Source organism: Cellulophaga sp. Hel_I_12, from assembly GCF_000799565.1.
Lineage (GTDB): Bacteria > Bacteroidota > Bacteroidia > Flavobacteriales > Flavobacteriaceae > Cellulophaga.
This window is the reverse complement of sequence record NZ_JUHB01000001.1, coordinates 2,740,150-2,762,559: the sequence shown is the minus strand read 5'-3', so window position 1 is coordinate 2,762,559 and position 22,410 is coordinate 2,740,150. Positions and strand designations below refer to the sequence as shown.

Genomic DNA, 22,410 nt, shown 5'->3' with positions numbered 1-22,410 from the left:
ATTTTTTTAAGTTAATAGCCAGGTGGTAATGGATACTTGGTATAAACTTGTTTCATTATTTTTTGTAATTCCGTTGAGCTAGGTACATTTTTACCGTAACTCCATAACGCTCTAAATTCATTGGTAATGACTTGGTGATAAGCGCCATCCAGCGGTACTAATGCTCCGTTTTTCGCTCCGCCTAAATATTTCGGAGTTATATGATGTAATTCGGTTTTTCCTGCTTTTTTAGGATAAATCTTCTGAGCTGCTTTAACTAAATCATCCGAATAGTTTACAGCACTTTTTGCTGCATTAGTTACCAATGTTGTACCTCTTAATCCATTTAGAGCAACACTTGTTCCTTTTGATAACAAAACAGCTTCTACAGCTTTTTCTCCTGCATAACCATAATAATAGCCCATTTCAGCAGGAGACATATCTGGTATTCTTGAAATGAAATTTTCTGCGGAGAGCGCCATGTCAGTTCTCAGTTGCATTCCTCTTATTGAGAATGCATTGCCCATATCAGCAAGGTCAACAAAGCCTTGACCTACATTACTCCATCCTTCACTTGTTGTTAAACTCTTAGCAAAATTCCAACTTGATTGCAATCCAGATGAAAAACCTTTTAAAGCCCCCATTTGAAATTGGTTTAGCCAAGATAAGGAATTTTTTATTCCATAAGGCACATCAGTATTAAACGTTTCAGGTGGGTTACTAGTACTTGATGCAATATTTTGAGAATTGTTAGGATTACTCATACCCGGAGCTGTAGGCACTGATGCTGATTTTTGATCTGATTTATAATCCAGATACTGTTTTAAAAAGCTACCACCTACTATTAAAGCTGATCCAATTAAACCAATAATTTTCCAAACTGCAATAGCTTCAAGAAAAAATTCTCCACTTGGGTCTGTATATGATAAGGGATTATTCATTACATAACTATACCTATTATAATTTTGTGTATTATAAGGGTCTTGTACATAATTATCTGGCATTAAAAATCGATGTATCACGGGGTCATACAGTCTGCCGTTCATATGAACCAGACCAACCCCTTGTAAATGTTCGTGACCTGTATAACCTCTGTCAAATATGGCAAATTTAGTTAAGGCCATATTGTTACCGTCTGTTAATTTCACTAAATTCCCCCAAGCATCAAAATGGCGTTTTTCTTTAAAATTACCGTCTTTATCAGTTATTCCTAAGATACTACCTAGATAATCTCGGTGTAAATACAAATACTGTTCACTAATAGTTGAAGAATGTTCAGAACGCCATATTACTGGTGACGCGTAAGCATCGCCACCTATGTAGGTTACAAACGTTGTTTTACCATTGTTTTTTTCATAAGTAATTTCCATGCTACCGTCGGCCGAATAATGCTTCCGTAGCGGTCTCAATAATTTATCATTATTAGTGTCGCCATAGAACATATTAGCTCTTCCCAAAGCGGCATTGTACTGGAAATTTATTTTTTCTTTTCCAGCTTCATTTATTTCCACAGGGCTCTTAAAAGCAGTATAGGTAATATCTTGTCGAGTAGTGGATGCATACAAGGCTTGTCCAGGAGCATTGAGTGTAAGGTTAGCCAACTGATATGATTTCCCAGTGTAAGAATAGGTACCTAAGTTAGAATTTGCAGTAATACGCCCTTGTGTATCATAAGTGTGGTTTTTAGCACCATTATTATCGTTAAAATTAACCAGACGGTCTAAATTATCATAAGTAAAAGTCTCGTTCCAACTAAAAAGGCTATTGGTACGGCTATTTAAAAGCCCCTTTTGGGCATCGAAGTTAAAACCCAAAGTCATTAAGGCTACAGGGGTAGCGTTAATATTTTTCTCACTTTTAAATTGAGTTAAGTAGCCATTCGTATCATAGGTATAGTTTTTTCTCAGGTTAGTCCCCATCGTAGAACTAGTTACCTGCCCTCTTCCATTGAGTGCGGTAACGTTCCATAATACTTCTAAAGTACTATTATCTGTGATAGATTTTAGCCCTCCAAATTGATAATTATTTTTAATTGTTTTAGAGCTTACTTTATTGTTGACTAATAATTTAGAATCGCTTTTTTCGGTAGCTACTTTTCCAAACGTATCATAAGTTAGGGTTTTGGTAAACTGTGCATAAGGATTAGTTTCTGTTGTCGTTAATAAACGCTTAAAATTATCATAGGTATAGGCATAACTACTATTATTACCATCGGTAGTGACCAAAGTCATGCCAGTTAATAATTTGCTGGTAGCATCATAGACATAATTAATAGTCATGTTGGTTAAATCACCTACTATAGACTTCTGAGTTAACTTCCCAACCGCAGAATAAGTATAAGTCGTAGTGCCTTTTGGAGTTGTCTCGGTTAGTATTTCGTCAAAACCATTATAGGTGTAAGTGTAGGTGCCAGCGGCCGGATCTGTAGTTTTTGTTTTACGACCCCAACCATCTTGCTCGGTGGTTAAAATCACCCCATCATAATTGGCAGTTTTCATTGCACCATTGCCATAGTAGGTATAATTGATAGTGCCTCCAGGATCGGTTACTTGGCTGATTTGCCCTGTAGCATTTTTAACCGTAGTAACAGTTTTAGTGCCATCATTTACAGTTGTTGAAAGATTGCTGTAGGTTATATTGGTTATTTTCCCTGTGTAACTTGTAAGTTTAGTGGGTCTGTTATATACATCAAATTCCGTTATATTCCATTGTGTAGGGGAACCAATATAAGGCTCGCTTTCTTTCCACACCCTATCAAATTTATCATATTGATAACTTTTGCTAATCCATTGCCCTAAAACATCTTTGCTCTTCTCTGTTGTCAATCGCCGTAAAGGATCGTAAACTTTTATAGCGCTAGCACCATCATCAGCTGATACCGTAACTGTATAAGAATACCCAGATTCTACATAGGTGGTATTCGCATTTTTGCCTAAATAATCAGTAACTGTAATTAATCGATTCCAACCATCATATAAATAATTAGTTATAAGCCCATATGGATTAGTCTCTTTTTTAAGTGTACCTGTGGTGGTGTTGTATTCAAAAAGTGTAATTAAACCTTCTACATCAGTTGTTTTCGTTAAATACCTCCCTGAAGTATCATATTCATAATTTACTATACGAGATGTTTCTCCATTGGGAGTAACAGTTTTTCTCGTCATATTACCAAAGCTATCATAGAGATAAGTTTCTATATCAAAAGTAGTACCGTTACCTTTTACTTTTTTACTAGTTACAAGACTATTATTGTAAGTGTATTGTTCTTCCATACTAAAAGTATTACCATTAATGGTGTTTGTTTCTACTTTAGTTAACGGTCGACCAATAAAATAAGGTGCGGTAGCATTAGCGTAGGTGATGTCTATAACAGTATTCCCTTGACCAGAAAAATCCGTGGTTGACTTAGTAACGTTATTATAACTATCGTACAAAAACGATTCCGTGGTCACTGTATTCTCAAGCGCATTTTGTGTAACCATTAAAGAATTCGAAATTTTAAATACTTTATTTGATAATAAGCTACTCGAATAGGTGTAGGTGGTTTTTGATATATAGCCACTCGAAGGTACCGTAAAGCTTGGGTAGCTTAACATAGAATAACTACTAGTTACCGCGGTTCTCAGTGTCATATCATGTTTGGATATACTCCAAATGATATCATTATAATCCGTATTCCAGTTACTCCTTGCCACTCCTTGAAATCCTATAAAGCCTAAACCTTCAACATTAGAAACCGCTCCCGAATAATTAAAATATTGATTTAGTGTAGGTGTACCTGAAGATATTCGTTGAAGTTGACTCACTACTTTAACCCCCAAAACTGCTTCAATATCAGCGTAAGGATAAACCTGATCGTAGCCTTTGGTATATACTGGACTATAATCATGTCCCAATTCACTAGGATCTAAGTTTTTGTAAGTAATGCCGTATGTTAGGCCATTATTGTTCACTGATCGCATCAACATATCTTCTCGATTGTCTTGATTAAAAGCAAACGAAGTAATCAAGTTGTTGCTGATAGAAGCAAAATTCAAATTACTGTTGGGCTTATCTGCGCTGAGAAAAATTGGTATAGGTAAATGTGCTAGATTGCCAGTTAAAGTTCTGGTTGTAGTAGTACTAAATGCAGGTAATCCAATGCTTGATGTAGAAAATGTATTATTGTATAGTACTAAGGTTTGTGTACCATTAAGGCTATTGTTGTAAGTGGTTGTTCTATAATCAACAATATCAGTCTTTCCGTCGCCGTTGGCATCTACAGGGATTAAAGTATAGGTGTATGTCGTTGAGGAAAGTGAACTTAATTTATAAACAAATGGATAGGTATTTTCTGTCTTTATTAATGAAGACCCAGTGGATAAAAATAATGCAAAAAGGCTGCTATTGTTAGCTGTAGGGTACATAAAATCAATTTTTCCATCCCCATTGTAATCACCAACCATTGGTTGATAAATCATTTTTATTCTAGTGTCTGTTGTTTGCCAAAGTAACACTAGATTATCTAAAGAATTTAAAGTGTACACATTAATTTTACCTTCAGTAAGATGAACAACATCAGTTCTGCCGTCACCATTCATATCCATCCCCATTAACTGGTCTGTACTTTTAAGACCACCAATTAAAGAGCCTATAGATTTTGCAAAATTAGTTGTCAAACGCCTATCTAAATTAATAAAATGAACCTGAGCATAACTTGCTGTTGCAATATTGCACTCACAACAATCTAAACTAGAAAATGCTGCTATTTCTGTTGTGCTATTTACAATTTGGGTGCTGTCCTTTCTCTGAGCTTGCGGCAGTTCGCCACCTCCACCACAATCTTGACCAGGTAGTGGTAAAGATTGAATACACTGCTGGTAACTGTATGGTTTGTTTACAGCAATGACATCCGATAGTCCATCTCCGTTAAAATCTCCAGAAATGTATTGAAGTGGTATTAAATTGGTTTGGGTGGGTTGATCACAATAACTATTTTCTGAATAAGTTGGTGCATTCCAAACTTTTTCATATTGATAAGTAATAGGTGAAGAAATTCCATTGGCATACACTTTAAATTTAATTTGGTTAGCTGTTGTTGATTTTTGAATAATAGATAATCCTTGACCAGTTGATATTTTGTCATTCCAAAAAAGAAAAGAGACAGGAAAAATAGCTTCAAAAGCACCAGAATTTACAGTAATAGGATAATTAAAACTACCTGACTGTAGTTCTTTGAACACCCAGAATTTTGTTTTAAGGTTTGAAGCTTTTGGATATACTATAAAATCCATTCTACCATCACCAGTTAAATCTAGAGAAACAGTTTCTGCGTTTCGCTGCTCAATATTACCAATACCTAGCTCGGTTACTATATTTCTATCATTGGTTATTGTTGCCGGTGTAGTATTATAATTAAAAGTAATTGGGGTGTATGATAAGGTATTGTCTCCGTTTTTTTCTTGTACGCTTATAAGCCTATCATACCCCAAAGAAGTTTGGGTATGTGATAAGATATAATTTTTATATCCAGTTGAACCTGTAAGTACTTTTATTTCTTTCAATAAATTTTTTCTAATAAAAGAGTTTGAACCAATATAAGCTTGTTCGGGTCTTTTTCTAGGCAAATAAACAAATTGGATTTCATTTAAGGGACTTAAAGTTAATCGAGAACCATACTTAATTCTACTAATGCTCAAACTATTATCTGCTAAAACATACGTGTAGCTGATTCGCACCCCTTGTGGGTTTTCCCAATAGGTAATGGCATAATCCGTTCTTGATTTTGAATCACTACTATTTCCATAGTAAGCGACTGAGCCATCAGGGTAATTAATTACAAAATAAGATGGTCCATAACTTGCTCCATAAGGCGAAACCCCGTAAGACATTATTCTTACATTTGAGTAATTTTCAGTTTGATATTCTGCATTATTTCCTCCATAGGTACCTGATTTCAACAATAATCTTTGTCCATCAAAACTGAAGCGATCAAAGGAATTAAAATCCACGGGGTCTATATTCCCGTCATGAAATTTTGTTGAGGGAATTCTTGTAATAACAGATACCCCTGAAATATTCCAACCAAAACCAGCAAGACCGTTACCAGCCTGACTATTGTAGGATATAGAAATAGAAGGAACAACACCATTTATTCCTGGAGGAACAGCAATAGGCACATTATAACTAGCTCCCCCAGTTAGAGAAACTGATAAATCCCCAGCCGTTTCTCCTATTCCAGAGCTAGAAGCTCCTCGCATTAAGCTATTCATATCGATACCATCCAAAGCGTTTAAATTATCTCCAAGCTGTCTAGTCTCGTTGCTTGTGGCAATTGTTTTCAAAGGGGAATATGTAAATTCATCTAAAGGGTTAACAGCCTTTTGTCCGAAACTGAATGAAGTATAAATTAACCCTAGTACCAAAAGTAAGTTTTTATTCATATGCCGTTATTTTTTAATAATCTTAATTGATTTTTTTGTTTTGTCATTGTAATACACTGAAACTAAGTATACCCCAACTGGATAATTACTAAAACTAATTACTTGTTCCCCCTGATTTTCCGTAACTTCAAGATTAATTAAGAGCCTATTGTCTAAAGTGAATAGTTGAATTCTTGAAACTAACTTTTCTGGATTATTAATCCATTCAAGGTAAAGGTCATCCACTACTGGATTTGGATAAGATTTTAATTTAAACTCTATAATTATCTCTTCTGGATTCTCCGCTATTAAAGGTATAGAGTCAGATTGTGGAAGTTTAGTTTTTAGTGCGGCTGTACAATTTAAACAAACACGCTGTCTCGAAATTTGATTTCCAGCTGTATCATACTTGAATGCTAATTTATCTTGTGAGTATGATATAATAATCTGAAGCAATAAGAAGCTGGTAAGTATAACTTTTTTCATATGTGCGAATTTTACTATTTAAATGTAAGATATATTTAAATCGAAATGTTAAAAAAATGCAAAAAACAAAAAGTTAATTATATGTTAAATATGTATTGTAAGTATTTATTTAACAGTAAGTTAAATAATTCGTTAAATTTTTAATTATTAATTGATAGAATCATAATAAATATAAATTCTCGTTAAAAATTTTCCAATTTTTAAGTGGTATTTTGCCATTAACTCAAAATCTTAACCTTAAGATTTTAATTTTTAACATATTCTTAACTAAAATTATTGGGAGTTAATTATAATTGCACACTCGAGGCCCTTATAAAAAGCGTCGATTCACGTCTTTATATACAGCCCTATTTACGTGTTTCAAGAGAGTTAAGTGCTTTAATATCATTATAATAAACGAGATATTAAATTGTTGACATCTCAGTTTTGAGTTTATAAAAAAAGAATTATTATCCTGCCTTGAATTACAAATATGTCAGAGCTCACCCCAAATCTTACCATAACTTATCTGCGCTTGGATCCTGTGCGGTTTTTGTAGTGTTCGGGAAGATAAGCGTAAAGCAAAAAACGCATAGGGCGCAAACTACTTTTGATTTGGAACAATTTTTTTTGACTTGTATAGCTACCTCAAGTTATGCAAGCTTAAATATCAAATAGCCAATAATTATAAAAGAAGTCATATACATTCCATAATGAATCCATAGTTGTATTTTCGGAATAACTTGTGATTTCGAAAGTTGCTTTTCCATTCTTTGAAAAGCTTCGTGTAATTTTTGACTTTTTTCTTTCTCTGTTCTTAGATGAACTTGAATATAATATTCAATATTTGAAGTGTCCGCTTTTATATTGATATTATCTACGTTTTGAGTTAACTTTTCTAATCTTGTTATGCTCTTGTTGAATCCGTCTAATTCGTCACTTAGAAGCTCCATGACTTCATCTAATTTTTTATAGCCCATCATTTCTTATTTTAAATTCCTATTCCTTGATCAATACTTCTTTTGATTACTTTTTTGATCATACTTTTAGCGATACTTGCTATAAGATTCGTACTTAACTCAACGGTTTTACCTAGTAGCTCTGTGCTTTTAGATACTTTTAATGTTTGTCCAAACCCCTTAGCATTTTGGTTTAGTTGACCCATGATTCTTCCGCCAGACATAGAACGATGTATTTCACTGGCTTTTAGATTATAGCCTTTGTATTCCAATCTAAATCCTTGTAGTTTGCTAGCCTTATTAATAGTTGGAATTACTTTTACATTTTGTTGCTTCATCGCTTTGATGTAATCGTCTAAATTCTTTGGTCTTTCATTTTCCATAACTTTCTGGTGGATGTTTTTAATCTCAAAACGTATCAGTTGAAGTGTCATATTCTTTTCTTGTCGTACTTCTTTAATCGTTGTGAGCCCCATTTCCTTGGCTACGTTTTCAGCCGCTAGCTGGCTTCGTTTTCCAATAAAGCTGTCATTGTATGCTTTTCCATCAAAACCTATTCTATTAACATATAAATGCACATGGGTATGTGCTTTATCTCTATGCACAAAAGCAATAGCCTGTTGCTCTTTTAAATTCATTTCCCTTATGAACTTCTGAGTCAATTCTCCTAATTCTTTTTTGCTAAGCTTTTTACCCTCCTCTTGAATTGGACTTAGTATAAAACTGAGCGTGTTCTTCTGGCATCGGACATTCTGCTCCTGTATCAATTTAAATTCATCCGTTATCTGCTGGGTACTATCTCCTGCTATATGTTGGCTAAAGACTATTTCAGCATCCTTCTCTTGATTCCATCCATAGGCTATTGATGCTTTGGTATGTGCTATAGATTTTCCTTTGCCGATCATGATTTATTTTTTGAAGTTGTATAAATGACTACGGATTTGTTCTGCCAAATCTGCAACCTCGCTCGCTAGTTTTGGATTTCGCTTTTTAAACATATTACGGATGCTGGTAAAGTTATTTTTATACTTGACGAGCATTTGATAATGTGCTAGCTGTTCGGGAGTCAAACGTTCAATGACTACATTCTCAAATGCCGAATTACGACAGTATTCAGAAAGTGATATTCCTGCTCGTGCTGCTCGTTTTTTAAGTAGTTTCTTTTCGTAAATAGAGCATCTAAATTTGATATACGTCTTCTTCATTTTTTATTTTCTTTGCAACCATCGGGCGAAAAGCAAGTTTGTTTTTGTGGCAACAAAAACACATCTTGAATTCTCTGCTCCATGGATTCTTTTGAACAGTTCATTAACCATTCGTTCATATCTTTGAATCCTTCATAAAGCTTTGATTTGTCTTTGAATTTGTTAGATACTTTAAGTAAGTTTTCAGTGGTGAGTTTTCCATTAGAATCATTGTCTAGATAGAGGTCTATTTCATCATAATCCTCTAAATGTGTCATGGCTCTTTTTATGAACGTAGTGGAGTTCAATATTAAAAAATCATATTCTTCTTGGAGGTTTTTATGGATTTCTATTAGAGAGAGCATATCAAACATTCCTTCGGTAATGATAAGTTTATCCTTGCCGTCTTTGAAATAGGAAATATCTTTTGGAGAGGTAGAACTTTTACAATATTTATTTCGAAGTTCCCATCCCCCTGAAATATTTTGCAATCCTATCGCGAAGTACCTTTTCTGTTTATTCATAAAATGAACCTCCTTGCAAAGCTGGGCAGCTGTGGAAATAGAAATCCTTCGTTCAAACAAATACTTTAATAATCCAAAATGCCATATTGGTTTTGCATGTAAAATTTGCAACCCCATATTATTTTGTTCTTTAAAAAAGGATTGCTGATGAAAAGAAAAAGAGATTTGATCTGCTTCCAACCATTGGAGAGTTTCTTTTACAGAGAGATTGTTGAGTAGGCAAACCAAATCGATTACATTACCACCGATTCCTTGACCATGGTCGTACCATCTATTTAGTTTCTTGGATACCTTGAAAGAGGCTTGGGTTTCTGAGCGGAACGGACTCAGAAACCAAGCTTCTTTCTCTGTTTCTCTGATCGGAAAGTGCTCGAGTTTTGCCAGCGCCTTTTCGATTGGAAAAGCTCGAGCTCTTTCACAGGATAGTCTAGTTGTTCTTTTCTTATCCATAGTATATCATTTAGTACCAATTTGTATGATTGTTCCATTTTGATGACAAAATGATGAAGAATTGATGACCGTCTAAACTCTTATTTTTACTAGTCTTTACTCTATATATCATCGTTTCATCAAAATTAAGTATATTATAAAGTGTGTTTTTTTCTTTTTCATTAGCAGCTCTTTAGAGAATGGTTCAAAATTATCCGAAACCCCTATGAATACTACATTTTCATCATCATCGTTTTAAAATCGTTTCATCGCTTTAATATCATTCTCTAAAATGTTTTAGTAGAAAATCTTTTTTTATAGAATAGTATCTTCCCTTAGCATCGGTTAATCCCATTCCTCCGCCCTGCCAAATCATTAATTTTCTATAAGCCATAGAGTTTTCTTGGTTCACAAGCTTCCAATCCCTCTTAAGAATATGCCTCAATTGAGTGAGATCAGTTTTGATTCGGGTACGGTTCAATAGCTCGAGGGCATCTAAGGGACATACGCTTATTTCCTCTAATTCCAGGGTTTCCATAGCACTCAGAAAAATGCTGGCTAATTCCTTCTCCACTCGGTTTCCATTGTTTTGCATTAAGTTCTTCAAAGCCATAGTCTTAATCTGAGCGGGCGAGAACCACATTCGGGTGCTATTGGGACTAGTTAATTCTCGGTGGTGTAAATGATAAAGGAATGCTGGTATTTCGGATTCTAGACAGTCTAGAAATCCTGTTACCTCCTTTTTCAATGGTGGTATTTTCAACACCCAAAACCGAGTCTCATTGGAATCAATTTTTATAAAGTTGTCTTCGTTATTGCTACAAAGAATGAACTTTCCAAAGAACTCTACTTCTCTTTTATCTTTTCCCTTAGCTTCCAATTTATTGAAATTGGTGGTGCTCAGGTACTTGATCCGTTCGGTCAATTCTTCTTTGTTAAACAATACCTCGTCTATGCAGATCAACAGCTTGTTATTCCAATCTGAATTGAATTGACTGCTGAAGCTATCGTTGGTTAAATAAGTTAAATTATTGTCGAATACCGTTTTTAACCATTTAAGAAATGTGGTCTTACCCGTAGACCGTTCCTTAGATACCAAACACAAGATTGGTAGCATTTGGATCGGTTTTTGAAATAACAGCTGTAAATAATCCATCCCAAGGTTCAGTTGCTGACCGAAAATATGCTTTAAGAGTTGCAACGTATAGGGATAATCTCCTTCTTGAAGTTTATGAGGTAATGGAGCATATGTGTTATAGAAACCATGGCAATCCCTTTTAAAGTGAATGTGGCTAGGGAGACAGGTAAATCCATCATACTTTTTAATAGTTCCAATAAAATCCCTTCCATGATCTTGGCGTATTGTTTCCAATGTCCATGGTACAATAATTTCATTGAAATGTCCAGCCATAGTTGGCACATATACTAGCTTATAATAGTAAGTACCAACGCGGATATAAGTTGGGTCTTTCATAATCCAGATTTTTTATGCTGCAACAACTGTTCATTGAATTGCTGTTCTAGAAATTCATCGGATAAGTTAGGCTCCCCAATAAGCCATGCATCGATTTCCTCTTTATTAAAGAATAGCTGACGGATGTGCTTGTTGTTTCCTGCCGGTATCAGTTTAAGCTGGGAAAGTTTATAGATTTTACTCTTGGATAATCCTGTATAGTTCACAAGGTCATCGATGTTAAATACTTTTTTAGTGTGGGTAAGCAGGCCTTTTATATCCTGCAATAAGTCCACAACATTTTCTTGCTCATTCATAATCTTTAGAGTTAAGAATTAATAATGAGTAAAAGGCCTTTTACTATGATTGTACTGGACAAACATATGACGGTAAATGCAGTAAAAAAATAGGGAAATAACGATTGCTTATGGATTGCTTTATATTTTCCCTATAAAAATTAAAAAAATGGATTTCTTAGGAGATCCCTAGTGCCTCTGAGATGTCTTTGCGCACATCAACATAGCTACCATCTTGGGTAGCGGAACACCATTTGGAATAACTTGAAGGAAGAGAGCTTGTATTAATTTCGGTATTTTGAAAAGTAAATCGTTCTGAAATAAGCAGGTATAACAATTCTTTAGTCTTTGTATCCATTCGATAGATTCCCTCACGAACGATCAAATCCAAAAAAGTAAATATAAATCGAATATTTCCTGATTGTTTATTTTTTGGAGTTTCTCTGATTACAATTTTTTGGGCTGAGGGTAGTCCGTTGGTTGGATAGGGCGGTCAAATTGAACCACTTGCGGCGGATGAAAGTGAGCATAGCAAAGTAAGTGCTCAAAATCGATTCATTTGTGGTTAAATTTAGTCTTTATTTTTCATTTTTTTACGCATCGATTCTCCTTTAATATGTATTCTGTGTGCATTATGTACAAGGCGGTCTAAAATGGCATCTGCGATGGTTTGTTCTCCTATAATTTCATGCCATGCTTCTACTGGTAATTGTGAAGCTATAATAATACTGTGTTCTCCGTGTCTATCTTCAATAATTTCCATAAAAGAGTGCCTATTTATAGCATCTAAAGCTTTGAGTCCAAAGTCATCTATAATCAGTAGGTCTTGTTTTTCTAGTTTATTGATTTGTTTTAAATAAGAGCCATCTGCTTTTGATGTTTTAAGCATGGTAAAAAGTTTATTCGTGTTATAATACATGACTTTATATCCCAATGAACACGCCTGATGACCAATAGCTGATGCTATATAGCTTTTTCCAGCACCTGTACTTCCTGTGATAAGGATATTCTGTTTTTGCTTTATAAACTCACAGCTAGCAAAGCGTTGTATTTGATTTTTATCTAGCTGTCTTGAAGCATCAAAATCGATAGCTTCCATAACAGCACTATATCTAAAACGTGCCGCTTTTGTTAACCGTTCTATCTTTCTGTTTTGGCGGTCATCCCATTCGCTTTGGAGCAGATATGCGATGAGTTCATCATTTGTGTAGTTTATACTTTGTGGTGATAAACTGCTGTCAAAGGCTCTGTACATGCCGTATAGCCTTAGTTGTTTCATGTGTTCTAATGTCTGTTTATTCATTGTTTTTGGTTTAAATTTATTTGTAATAATGGCTCCCTCTAATATTGCTATGGTTTGGGATATCTGGTTGATCTTCGATATCTTCATCTAAAGTGTCCCAGCCGTTTTTAAGGATACGCTCTACAATATTGTAGTTATGCGCTCCATAGTCTAATGCTCGCTTACAGGCATTATCTAGCCGTGTATTGCCTACCTTTTTAGTAAGGTGCAATATGCCTAAACACGATTTGTAGGATTGCTCAGGGTGTTGTTTCTTTTCTAATATGTTAATGATTAACACCTTACAATTATTACCAACTTGCTCTGCCCAGGTAATGAATTTTTCACTGCTCCACTCGCTGATAAAGCGGTGATGGGAAGGCATGTGTTCCTTTATCGTGCTATACCCATATTTTTGCTTGTTTCTTGGATGTACCGTAAGCAGTTCCTGCTGGTAGTAAATCTCTACTGCGCTATCTGAGTAAACCATTTTGATACGCTTGCCTATATGCTGATAGGGCAGACTATAATAGTGTTTGTCCTTACTAAAATAAATATGGCTGTTTTTATGAACCGTTGCATTAGCGTAGCGTTTAATCTCATAGCGTTTTGCTGGCAATGGTCTGAGCTGATGCTTTTCAATCTCTTCAAATAACGAATAGCGAGAATATTCACGCCCCCTAAAAGAGGTGCTGTTATGGGTTTTAAGAAGTTCTAATATAGCCTTATTCAGTGCAGCTTTAGTATGGATCGTTTGGTTACGCAATGGCGCAAAGACACGTGTATATATGATACGTACAGCATTTTCGACGATGGCTTTATCTCTAGGTCTGTAGGCTCTAGTTGGAAGTACTGCCGTTTCATAATGCTCAGCAAAATCTATAAAAGTCTCATTTACTTTCGGTTCGTAACGACTACTTTTAGTAACTGCTGCCCTCAAGTTATCGGGCACTAAAGCTTGTGGTACACCGCCATAAAACCAAAGTGCATTTTCTACACAAGCTATAAAGTCTTCTTTCTTTTGGCTCTCACAAGCCTCAACATACGTATATTGGCTACTTCCCAATACACAAACAAAGACTTCTAAATCTTGTATCTCACCTGTGTAACGGTCTACGATGGAAAGCTTCTTACCTGTAAAATCAATAAAAAGTTTATCGCCAGCTTTGTGTGTAAAATGCATCACTGGAGACACTTCTTTAGCCCACTCCCGGTACCAATATCTAAACTGGGAAAGTTTGTAACCATCTGGATGTTTGGAAGCATACTCTTGCCAGAGTAGCTCTTTGGTTACACCCGTTTTGCGCAGTTCTTTGTCGAAATAAGGAAAGTATGTTTCTAGAGTCAATAGTTGTTGGCTCTTACCTTTTTGGTCGGTTTTAAAAAGTCTGTTCAGCTCCTCGAGTGTCATGGAAGACACTTCGTAATTAGTAAGCCCATAGCGCTTAAAAAAGTCAATATATTTAGTGATGGTATTACGTGATAGCCCTGTGATTAGGCTTATTTGACGCTTACTGACTCCTTCACTGTAAAGTTTGAAAATCTGTTTTATTTTTCGCATTTCTATTTGTTTGTTGGCCATAATATCTTTTTATAAAAAGATATTTAAAGCTTTACAAATAGAATCGATTTTTAGTGGTTCACTTTCGTCCGCCGCAAGTGGTTCACTTTCACCCGCTCCACTATGATCACTTTAATCCGCTGTAGGTGGTATACTATGCCCGTTTTTTGCACGTTGGTAAGCCTTATTAAGTTATCGATATCACTTTTGTCAAAACCAAAAAAACCCGTCTCAATTAAAGATGGAGATAATTGTAAAAATGAAAACCCCTGAACATTGCTTTTAAATAGCTTCTCAGATTTAAACCAGGTAATCACAAGTAATATTGATAAACTGAACAACAAAGCAACAAAAATATAGCTTGCACTAATTTGAAGAATGGAGTAGGTAGCACCTGAAATAAGAAAGTAAAGAGTTAACGGTGTAATACAAAATAATAGTAACAGGAAAATGGAAAGTCTGTTGGTTGTTAAAGAGCCATGCTTAAGATATAGAAGTTTTAGCTCCCTTCTGCTCTGATATAACCAACTTGCCAATTGCTCGCCTAACCTTTCCATGATAACAAGATAAGGATAAATGAAATCAAATGAAAAAATTGAATTTGACATTTTTTGTCCCTATTTTGTCCTCACTACATAAAGAAAAGCCTCTATATTTCTGTAATGACTTTCTATCACTCTGCTCCCCTCTTGGGCTACAACCTAGAAGAGCAATAACTCATCCTCTATTTTGGTAACTTAAAAATGGGTTGGGTAACTAAAATTGAAGGTTTTACCATATTTAAATGTAGTTATAAAATAATCTTTATAATCCATATTGACGATAACACTAATAATACAAATAGCGCTATGGTTGTATAAAAAGAGGATTTCGCCTTTTTAACCTTAGAAGGGAAAAATCGATCAAAAAGGGAAATTAAATTTAACCATGCAAAGGCCACTAATAATCGAATCAAAATTTGGCTCTTTATATTCAATCCAGCATAAAGCTTAAAAACATCAATGAGAAATAAAATTAATATTCCTAGTAGCAGGATATCAATAATTAATGACCTAAAGTTCTTAAGTTTATTCTGATACTCTTTTGTTAGATATGTCAAATTAATATTAAGCACATTTTCATAAGGGATAATAAAAATATTTCCAGGAATTGATTTAAAATTATCGATTTTGTCTGAATATCTATAAGCATCCATTAGATATATTTCTTCTAATCTACCTGAATCTTTAGATATAGTATGCTGACGAAGAATGCCTCGATATAATTGAGTTTTGTCTTCAGACGTTCTGATTAATATATCAGCATATGTTAAATCAACTATTCTTCCTTTTTCAACTATATTACGATAGGATGTGAATTTTGTTACCTCACCACTGAAATAATAATGCCATGTGTTATCGAAACGAAGTACTGGAGAATATTTATCCAATCCAGAAATTCTAACAATTTTATAGAGTATAGTAGATAAAAGTATTGCATATACTATCAAAAAAAGATAATATAATAAAAAATAGCCTACTGTACTTAAATCAAAAACTAGAGATACAAAATTATTTGATTGTAAATCGTTTAGTGCTTCTAAGTATTGGGATATTTTGTTGCCATTTACAAGTTTTTGAAAGGTTAAAAAAGTTATTCCTTGAATAACTATTCCAGGTAATATGCTAAGATAAATTGTCTCTGTAATCGGACGTTTTGAAAATTGCTTTGTAAACTCTCCGGTGAAGTAAAAACGAAGAAATATAATACCCGGGAAAAGGATAAATAAAAATAGAAGAACGGAGTTAATAGCTATTTCCAATTTTAGATAAACTATTTAGTCTGCCATTTCCAGTTTATTACTATTATGTAAATTCTCTATTTTAATTTCGTTAGAATGAGAAGATTTTAATGCCTCAAATAGCTCCTTTTTTAGTTCAGAATCTTCTTGAAGTTTTACTAAAAAATCATCATCGGAAAAATTTTCTTCTTTACTGAAAATTCGTATTAAATTTTCTTTTAGCGTATTTGCCGTTTCAGAGAAAATTATAGAAAATGTGTTGTTTTTAGATTGGGTTGCCATAATCTATAAATAATGTTGATTTGTTTCAAATATAAACCATCTTAATAGGTTTAGCAAAATTTTAATTACAATTAACAAAATGTTTAATCATTATTGAATAACGTTAATTTAGTAATTATTACTAAATGTTGTATAATACTCCAATCTATTCATCTCCCTATACTCATGAATAACAAAGCCAAAAAATTAGTCTTAAGAGGGACTCAAAAAGCGAACAACAATCCAAGATTGATTGGATAATGATCAATCAAGAAACGAAAACTAACAATAGCTGAAACAATTAGAATATATTATATACAGAAAAACAAGAAAAGGATCAGGCTCCTTTTGTTACCCACAATCATCTCGTTCGTTAAATCTTGGGCATTGTTAGGTACCTTCATATGCGTCTTACCGTCATTTTTGAATCAATTTTTCCATAAAAATCCATCTTTCTACGAATAAACTTAAGCAAAAATTAAAAAAAAGTGTTGGACTTAATGTTGTCCCTATGTTGTCCCTGTTAAAAAAAGAAAGCCATTCAATCTCTTGAATGGCTTGTCTTTACTAAGCTCCCCCTCTTGGGCTCGAACCAAGGACCCTCTGATTAACAGTCAGATGCTCTAACCAGCTGAGCTAAGGAGGAGTGTACTTTTATCGCCTTTGCGGGTGCAAATATAAATGTTTTTTCAAATTAGGCAAACAAAAGAAATAGGAAATTTTACTTTTTTTTTATTTACTTACTTATTTAATATTTTCTCTTGAATCAATACCCAAATATCGTGACCAAAAATAACCGCCATTAACGACATAATAATCACAAAACCAATGATTTGACCGCGCTCTAAAACTTTTTCACTCGGTGCTCTTCCTGAGATCATCTCGTATAGCAAAAACATAACATGCCCACCATCTAATGCTGGTATGGGTAGTAGATTTACAAATGCCAACCACACCGAAAACATCGCTAAAAAGCTCCAGAAAAACATCCAGTCCCAACTCGCCGGCATCATATCAACGATACCTATAGGTCCACGTACCGCTTTATACGCCTCTGTTTTTGGTTTAAAGATGATTTTGAATTGCTTTATTTGCTTGGTTAAGACATTTATAGTTTCTGTAAAACCCGCAGGTATAGACGCTAAAAGCGTATAATCATCGGTAATACTTATATCTTCTATTTTTGGACCTACACCTATAGCACCATCTTCCCCCACCCTTACATCAATTATTTCTTCTCTACCGTCTCTTTCTAAAGTGATACTTAAGGATTTAGTAGCCGAAGCACTTATTTCTTGCACAAACTCATTCCAATACTCTGTTTTTTTATCGTTCACTGCAATTAATCTATCGCCTTTTAAAATACCTGCATTTTCTGCAGGTTTCCCCGGAATAACAGTGTCAACCACCCAAAGCGTTCTATAACTTAAAAAGCGTCTTCCTTTTGCACCTAAAACATCTCTTATGCCCTCTTCTGGTATAGGAAATGTAATTTTTTCGCCGTTGCGATCTACAGTAATATTGTCCCCAAGAAGAATATCGATCATTGCATCATCAAACTTCTTTGTTTTTTTACCATCTATTTCTAAAATCTGATCTCCAGTTTTAAGTCCAATTCGTTCCCCAATTGAATCTACTAAAATACCGTGTTTGATGTTCGATGCTGGAATATAGCGATCACCTACCGTAAAAAATAAACCACTATAAATCAGCCAGGCGAGAAAAAAGTTTACCGTAACACCACCTAACATAATAATCAAGCGTTGCCAAGCTGGTTTTGATCTAAATTCCCATGGTTCTGGATCTTTTTTTAGTTGCTCGGTATCCATGCTTTCATCAATCATACCAGCAATTTTGACATAACCCCCTAGCGGCAACCATCCGATACCGTATTCTGTTTCTCCAATTTTTTTCTTAAAAAGTGAAAATTTTACATCAAAAAACAAATAGAACTTTTCTACCTTGGTTTTAAAATATTTTGCTGGGATGTAATGTCCTAATTCGTGTAAAACAACTAAAATTGATATGATTAAAATAAAGGTAAGAATCTGTATAAAATAATCCATTAACGAAATAATTAGTATTTTAAAGCGCCAAAAGTAAGCTTTTAAAAAGTCTAAAAAAAGCAAACTATTTCTCTCCCATTTTTTTTAAGAAATATTTAGCAGCATAAGTGCTAAAAGCGTTTACTATTTATAATAATGGGCAGTATCTTTGTAAAAAAAATATGCGTCAATTCTTTTCAAAATATAAATTATTTGGTGTAGTGATGTTAGGTCTTTCTGCGGTCATCATGTACCTCTTTTTTAATGCGCTACAGCCCGTTAAAATTTTGCGCATTTACCAACCAGCAGATTTTAATCCTGAACTGGTTGACTCATCGATTACCCATGTAAAAAAATACCATACCATTGCCGATTTTTCTCTTATCAACCAAAATGGGAAAGTAATTACGAACGAAGATTATCAAGACAAGATTTATATCGCTGACTTCTTTTTCACCACTTGCCCCACTATATGCCCCATTATGACAGAACATATGGCCCAAATACAAAAAGAAATTTTAAATGACGAGGACGTACTATTGTTATCACATTCAGTAACTCCAGAGATTGATTCTGTCCCTCAATTAAAAAAATATGCCTTGGCAAAAGGAGTTGTTGATCGTAAATGGAATTTGGTTACTGGCGATAAGAAACAAATTTATGCCCTGGCAAGAAAATCCTATATGGCCGTAAAATCTGATGGTGATGGAGGTCCTTTCGACATGATACACACTGAAAATTTTATGTTGATTGATAAAAAACGTAGAATTCGCGGCACATACGACGGCACAGATCCTGAAGAAATACAACGTCTTTTGGCAGATTTAGCAGTATTAAAAGCATCTTCCGAGAATACCGATACGGAGTAATGGTTTTTTTAAGCTTAAAATAATAGGGTATCGATTTAGCAGTACATAGAGAACAACTATTTCCTTTTTCTTTTCCTAAATTAAGCTTACATTTGTCTTAATTATAATCAATCTAAATAAAAATTGATAAAAACGGTCGCACAACTTAAAAGAGGAGAAAAGGGAATTATCAAGGAATTTGCCGACGATATTTTACCTATAAAGCTACTAGAGTTGGGTTGCTTGCCTGGCAATGAGGTAGAGTTAATACAGGTTGCTCCATTGAAAGATCCTATTTACATTAATGTAAATGGATCGCATATTGCCATACGCCGTTCTGTGGCTGAATTAATTGAATTGGAACTAACTGACGATGCTGCCCTATTATGAGCAAACAAATTAATGTAGCACTTATCGGAAACCCAAATACAGGAAAAACATCTGTATTTAATCAACTCACTGGATTAAACCAAAAAGTGGGTAATTACCCTGGAATTACAGTCGAAAAAAAAGAAGGTATTTGCAAGCTTCCTCGCGGCATAAAAGCACATATCATTGATTTGCCAGGGACCTACAGCTTAAACACCACTTCTTTGGATGAAAGTGTTGCTGTAGAATTACTATTAAATAAAAACGATAAAGATTTTCCTGATGTAGCCGTAGTCATTGCTGATGTAGAAAATTTAAAGCGAAATCTACTATTATTTACACAAATTAAAGATTTAAAAATACCGGCTATCCTAGTGATCAATATGGCAGATAGAATGTCAAGAAAAGGCATTTCAATTGATGTAGGATTGCTAGAAGAAAAGTTAGACACTAAAATTGCCGTAGTAAGTACCCGCAAAAAAACAGGGATAGAATACCTAAAAGATCTTATTCTTGATTACAAAAATCTAAGTACAAAGCCTAACATAGATACTACGGTTATAGATCCCAGTTATTTTGAAAAATTAAAAACCACATTCCCAAAAGAAGATGTGTATAAGCTTTGGCTGGTGATTACACAGGATGTAAACTTTATGCCCATTGAAAAAAACATTTTTCAAAATACAGCATCATTTGCCACTAAAACCAAATCTGAGTTAAAAAGATTACAACAAAAAGAAACTATTTTAAGGTATCAGTATATTAATGGTATTCTTAAACAAACGCTCAAAATAGATATTAATGCCGCCAAAGGACTAAGGGCAACCCTAGACAAAATACTCACCCATAAGGTTTTTGGTTATCTTATTTTCTTTCTTATCCTATTGACCATTTTCCAAGCCATTTATGATTGGAGCGAATACCCAATGGATTTAATTGAAGGTTTTTTTGCCAATGCAAGTGAATGGGTTAAAAATAGCTTACCGCCAGGGGTCTTTACCAATTTATTGGCGGAAGGCATTTTAGCCGGTATCGGCGGAATCGTCATTTTTATCCCTCAAATAGCCTTCTTATTTTTATTCATCGCTTTGCTAGAAGAAACTGGATATATGAGCCGTGTCGTGTTTTTAATGGATCGTGTTATGCGCCCATTCGGACTCAGTGGTAAAAGTGTAGTGCCCTTAATTTCAGGTACGGCCTGTGCCATCCCTGCCATCATGGCAACACGTACTATTGAAAATTGGAAAGAACGCCTAATTACGATTTTAGTAACTCCTTTTACAACATGTTCTGCCCGATTACCTGTGTATTTAATTATTATTGAACTGGTGATTCCAGAAGGCCGTTTTATTGGCCTTAGTTATCAAGCATTAACCTTAATGCTTCTATATTTAATTGGCTTCGCCGCAGCAATTTTGTCTGCTATGATTTTAAATAAAATATTAAAAATCAAAAGCAAATCGTTTTTTGTAGTGGAAATGCCGAACTATAAACTTCCGTTACTTAAGAATGTAGCCTACACTGTTCTTGAAAAAACCAAAAGTTTTGTTTTTGGTGCAGGTAAAATTATTTTAGCCATTTCTATTATTCTTTGGTTTTTAGGCTCTAATGGTATTTCTGATAATTTTAAAAATGCAGAAACCATTGTTCAAAATAAAATTGAACAACAAGGCTTGTCTGAATTTAATACCTTGAACAATAAAGGCATATTACTAGGGTATGAGAACGCTTTAAAAGATAGTGTCGCTACGAATAGGTATACCATAGATGCTATGGCGATTCAAGATTCTTTAGCTCAAAAATCGCTTGCTCTTTTTGAAACCGCTAAAAGTCAAGAAATTGCTAGTTTTAAACTAGAAAACTCCTATATAGGCTATATGGGAAAAGCCATTACCCCCATTGTTGAGCCATTAGGTTATGATTGGAAAATTGGTATTGCCGTATTAACTTCGTTCGCAGCGCGTGAAGTTTTTGTGGGTACTTTAGCGACTATTTATAGTGTTGGTAGCGATGAAACAGATACCATCACCAATAGAATGGCGGCCGAAATAAATCCTCGAACACAAAAACCGTTATTTAATTTGGCATCAGGCATTTCGTTATTACTATTCTATGCCTTTGCTATGCAGTGCGCTAGTACTTTGGCTATTGTAAAAAGAGAAACCAACACCTGGAAATGGCCTATTGCTCAGCTCGTATTCATGAGTGCCTTTGCTTATGTTGTTGCCTTAATTGCTTATCAAACTTTGAAATAAAATGGAAGCACTACAGCACATACTTGTTTATTGTACCCTTGCCATTGCCGTAGGCTATGTTGTTAAAAAATTCTTTTTACCAAAACGTTTTTTTTCGTCTCAAAAAAAATCCAATTCTTGCGGCGATTGCGGATGCCATTAATCGCAAAGCGATAAGCGAAATTGTTAAACCTCCCATGTAGCGCCTTGAATATTGGTCTTTTTCATTCTGTTCAAACGTAAAAATTCTCCTGTGTCGGGCAACCTTTTGCGAAAATGAAACGTCTTTAGTTAAAGAATCGACATTTTTTTTAAATATCCGTTAAATAAGTACTAAATA

18 protein-coding genes and 1 tRNA gene are annotated in these 22,410 nt (G+C 34.5%); 3 read left to right on the top strand and 16 right to left on the bottom strand.

What is annotated here, in order from left to right; translation table 11 throughout:
• Window positions 1-11: 11 nt before the first annotated feature.
• From GQ45_RS11930 to rseP, 16 genes are all read right to left on the bottom strand, one after another.
• Window positions 12-6,401, bottom strand: coding sequence for an FG-GAP-like repeat-containing protein (locus GQ45_RS11930; RefSeq protein WP_052188211.1), 6,390 nt, complete (start codon window positions 6,399-6,401; stop codon window positions 12-14).
• Window positions 6,402-6,407: 6 nt separating this feature from the next.
• Window positions 6,408-6,866: a T9SS type A sorting domain-containing protein gene (locus GQ45_RS11925; protein WP_047418270.1), complete on the bottom strand. Its 459-nt coding sequence runs from the start codon at window positions 6,864-6,866 to the stop codon at window positions 6,408-6,410.
• A 632-nt stretch (window positions 6,867-7,498) separates the two neighbouring features.
• Complete coding sequence (locus GQ45_RS11920; RefSeq protein ID WP_156125423.1) at window positions 7,499-7,828, bottom strand: DUF6730 family protein; 330 nt, start codon at window positions 7,826-7,828, stop codon at window positions 7,499-7,501.
• Window positions 7,829-7,836: 8 nt separating this feature from the next.
• Window positions 7,837-8,709, bottom strand: coding sequence for a relaxase/mobilization nuclease domain-containing protein (locus GQ45_RS11915; RefSeq protein ID WP_047418266.1), 873 nt, complete (start codon window positions 8,707-8,709; stop codon window positions 7,837-7,839).
• Window positions 8,710-8,712: 3 nt separating this feature from the next.
• On the bottom strand, window positions 8,713-9,009 hold the full coding sequence (gene mbpA / locus GQ45_RS11910; RefSeq protein WP_047418263.1) for a mobilization protein MbpA: 297 nt from the start codon (window positions 9,007-9,009) through the stop codon (window positions 8,713-8,715).
• The gene (locus GQ45_RS11905; protein ID WP_081980916.1) at window positions 9,006-9,962 is read right to left on the bottom strand and encodes a toprim domain-containing protein; all 957 of its coding nucleotides are present in this window, start codon (window positions 9,960-9,962) and stop codon (window positions 9,006-9,008) included. The genes mbpA and GQ45_RS11905 overlap by 4 nt, the downstream gene beginning before the upstream one ends.
• A gap of 259 nt (window positions 9,963-10,221) precedes the next feature.
• On the bottom strand, window positions 10,222-11,415 hold the full coding sequence (locus GQ45_RS11900; RefSeq protein WP_047418260.1) for a primase-helicase family protein: 1,194 nt from the start codon (window positions 11,413-11,415) through the stop codon (window positions 10,222-10,224).
• Window positions 11,412-11,711 carry an AlpA family transcriptional regulator gene (locus GQ45_RS11895; protein WP_052188210.1) on the bottom strand — a complete coding sequence of 100 codons (300 nt, stop codon included), beginning with the start codon at window positions 11,709-11,711 and terminating at the stop codon, window positions 11,412-11,414. Before GQ45_RS11895 ends, GQ45_RS11900 begins: the two co-directional genes overlap by 4 nt.
• Window positions 11,712-11,868: 157 nt before the next feature.
• Window positions 11,869-12,048 carry a hypothetical protein gene (locus tag GQ45_RS11890; protein WP_047418258.1) on the bottom strand — a complete coding sequence of 60 codons (180 nt, stop codon included), beginning with the start codon at window positions 12,046-12,048 and terminating at the stop codon, window positions 11,869-11,871.
• A 213-nt stretch (window positions 12,049-12,261) separates the two neighbouring features.
• Window positions 12,262-12,993, bottom strand: a complete 732-nt coding sequence (gene istB / locus GQ45_RS11885) for an IS21-like element helper ATPase IstB (protein ID WP_047414086.1) — start codon at window positions 12,991-12,993, stop codon at window positions 12,262-12,264.
• Window positions 12,994-13,009: 16 nt separating this feature from the next.
• Window positions 13,010-14,554, bottom strand: coding sequence for an IS21 family transposase (gene istA, locus GQ45_RS11880; protein WP_047414181.1), 1,545 nt, complete (start codon window positions 14,552-14,554; stop codon window positions 13,010-13,012).
• Between the two features lie 50 nt (window positions 14,555-14,604).
• The gene (locus tag GQ45_RS11875) at window positions 14,605-15,141 is read right to left on the bottom strand and encodes a hypothetical protein (RefSeq protein WP_047418254.1); all 537 of its coding nucleotides are present in this window, start codon (window positions 15,139-15,141) and stop codon (window positions 14,605-14,607) included.
• A 182-nt stretch (window positions 15,142-15,323) separates the two neighbouring features.
• Window positions 15,324-16,334 (bottom strand): hypothetical protein, encoded by a 1,011-nt coding sequence (locus tag GQ45_RS11870; protein ID WP_047418252.1) that lies wholly within the window; start codon window positions 16,332-16,334, stop codon window positions 15,324-15,326.
• Between the two features lie 15 nt (window positions 16,335-16,349).
• Window positions 16,350-16,595: a hypothetical protein gene (locus GQ45_RS11865; RefSeq protein WP_047418249.1), complete on the bottom strand. Its 246-nt coding sequence runs from the start codon at window positions 16,593-16,595 to the stop codon at window positions 16,350-16,352.
• A 551-nt stretch (window positions 16,596-17,146) separates the two neighbouring features.
• Window positions 17,147-17,220: transfer RNA gene (locus GQ45_RS11860), tRNA-Asn, on the bottom strand.
• Between the two features lie 94 nt (window positions 17,221-17,314).
• Window positions 17,315-18,640 carry an RIP metalloprotease RseP gene (gene rseP, locus GQ45_RS11855; RefSeq protein WP_047418245.1) on the bottom strand — a complete coding sequence of 442 codons (1,326 nt, stop codon included), beginning with the start codon at window positions 18,638-18,640 and terminating at the stop codon, window positions 17,315-17,317.
• Between the two features lie 161 nt (window positions 18,641-18,801).
• Here rseP and GQ45_RS11850 point away from each other — a divergent pair, with 161 nt between their 5' ends.
• The 3 genes from GQ45_RS11850 to feoB all read left to right on the top strand — a co-directional run bounded on the left by GQ45_RS11850 (window position 18,802) and on the right by feoB (window position 22,091).
• Complete coding sequence (locus GQ45_RS11850; RefSeq protein ID WP_047418243.1) at window positions 18,802-19,488, top strand: SCO family protein; 687 nt, start codon at window positions 18,802-18,804, stop codon at window positions 19,486-19,488.
• Window positions 19,489-19,611: 123 nt separating this feature from the next.
• On the top strand, window positions 19,612-19,857 hold the full coding sequence (locus GQ45_RS11845; protein WP_047418240.1) for a FeoA family protein: 246 nt from the start codon (window positions 19,612-19,614) through the stop codon (window positions 19,855-19,857).
• Window positions 19,854-22,091, top strand: coding sequence for a ferrous iron transport protein B (gene feoB, locus GQ45_RS11840; protein ID WP_047418236.1), 2,238 nt, complete (start codon window positions 19,854-19,856; stop codon window positions 22,089-22,091). The genes GQ45_RS11845 and feoB overlap by 4 nt, the downstream gene beginning before the upstream one ends.
• Window positions 22,092-22,410 lie beyond the last annotated feature (319 nt).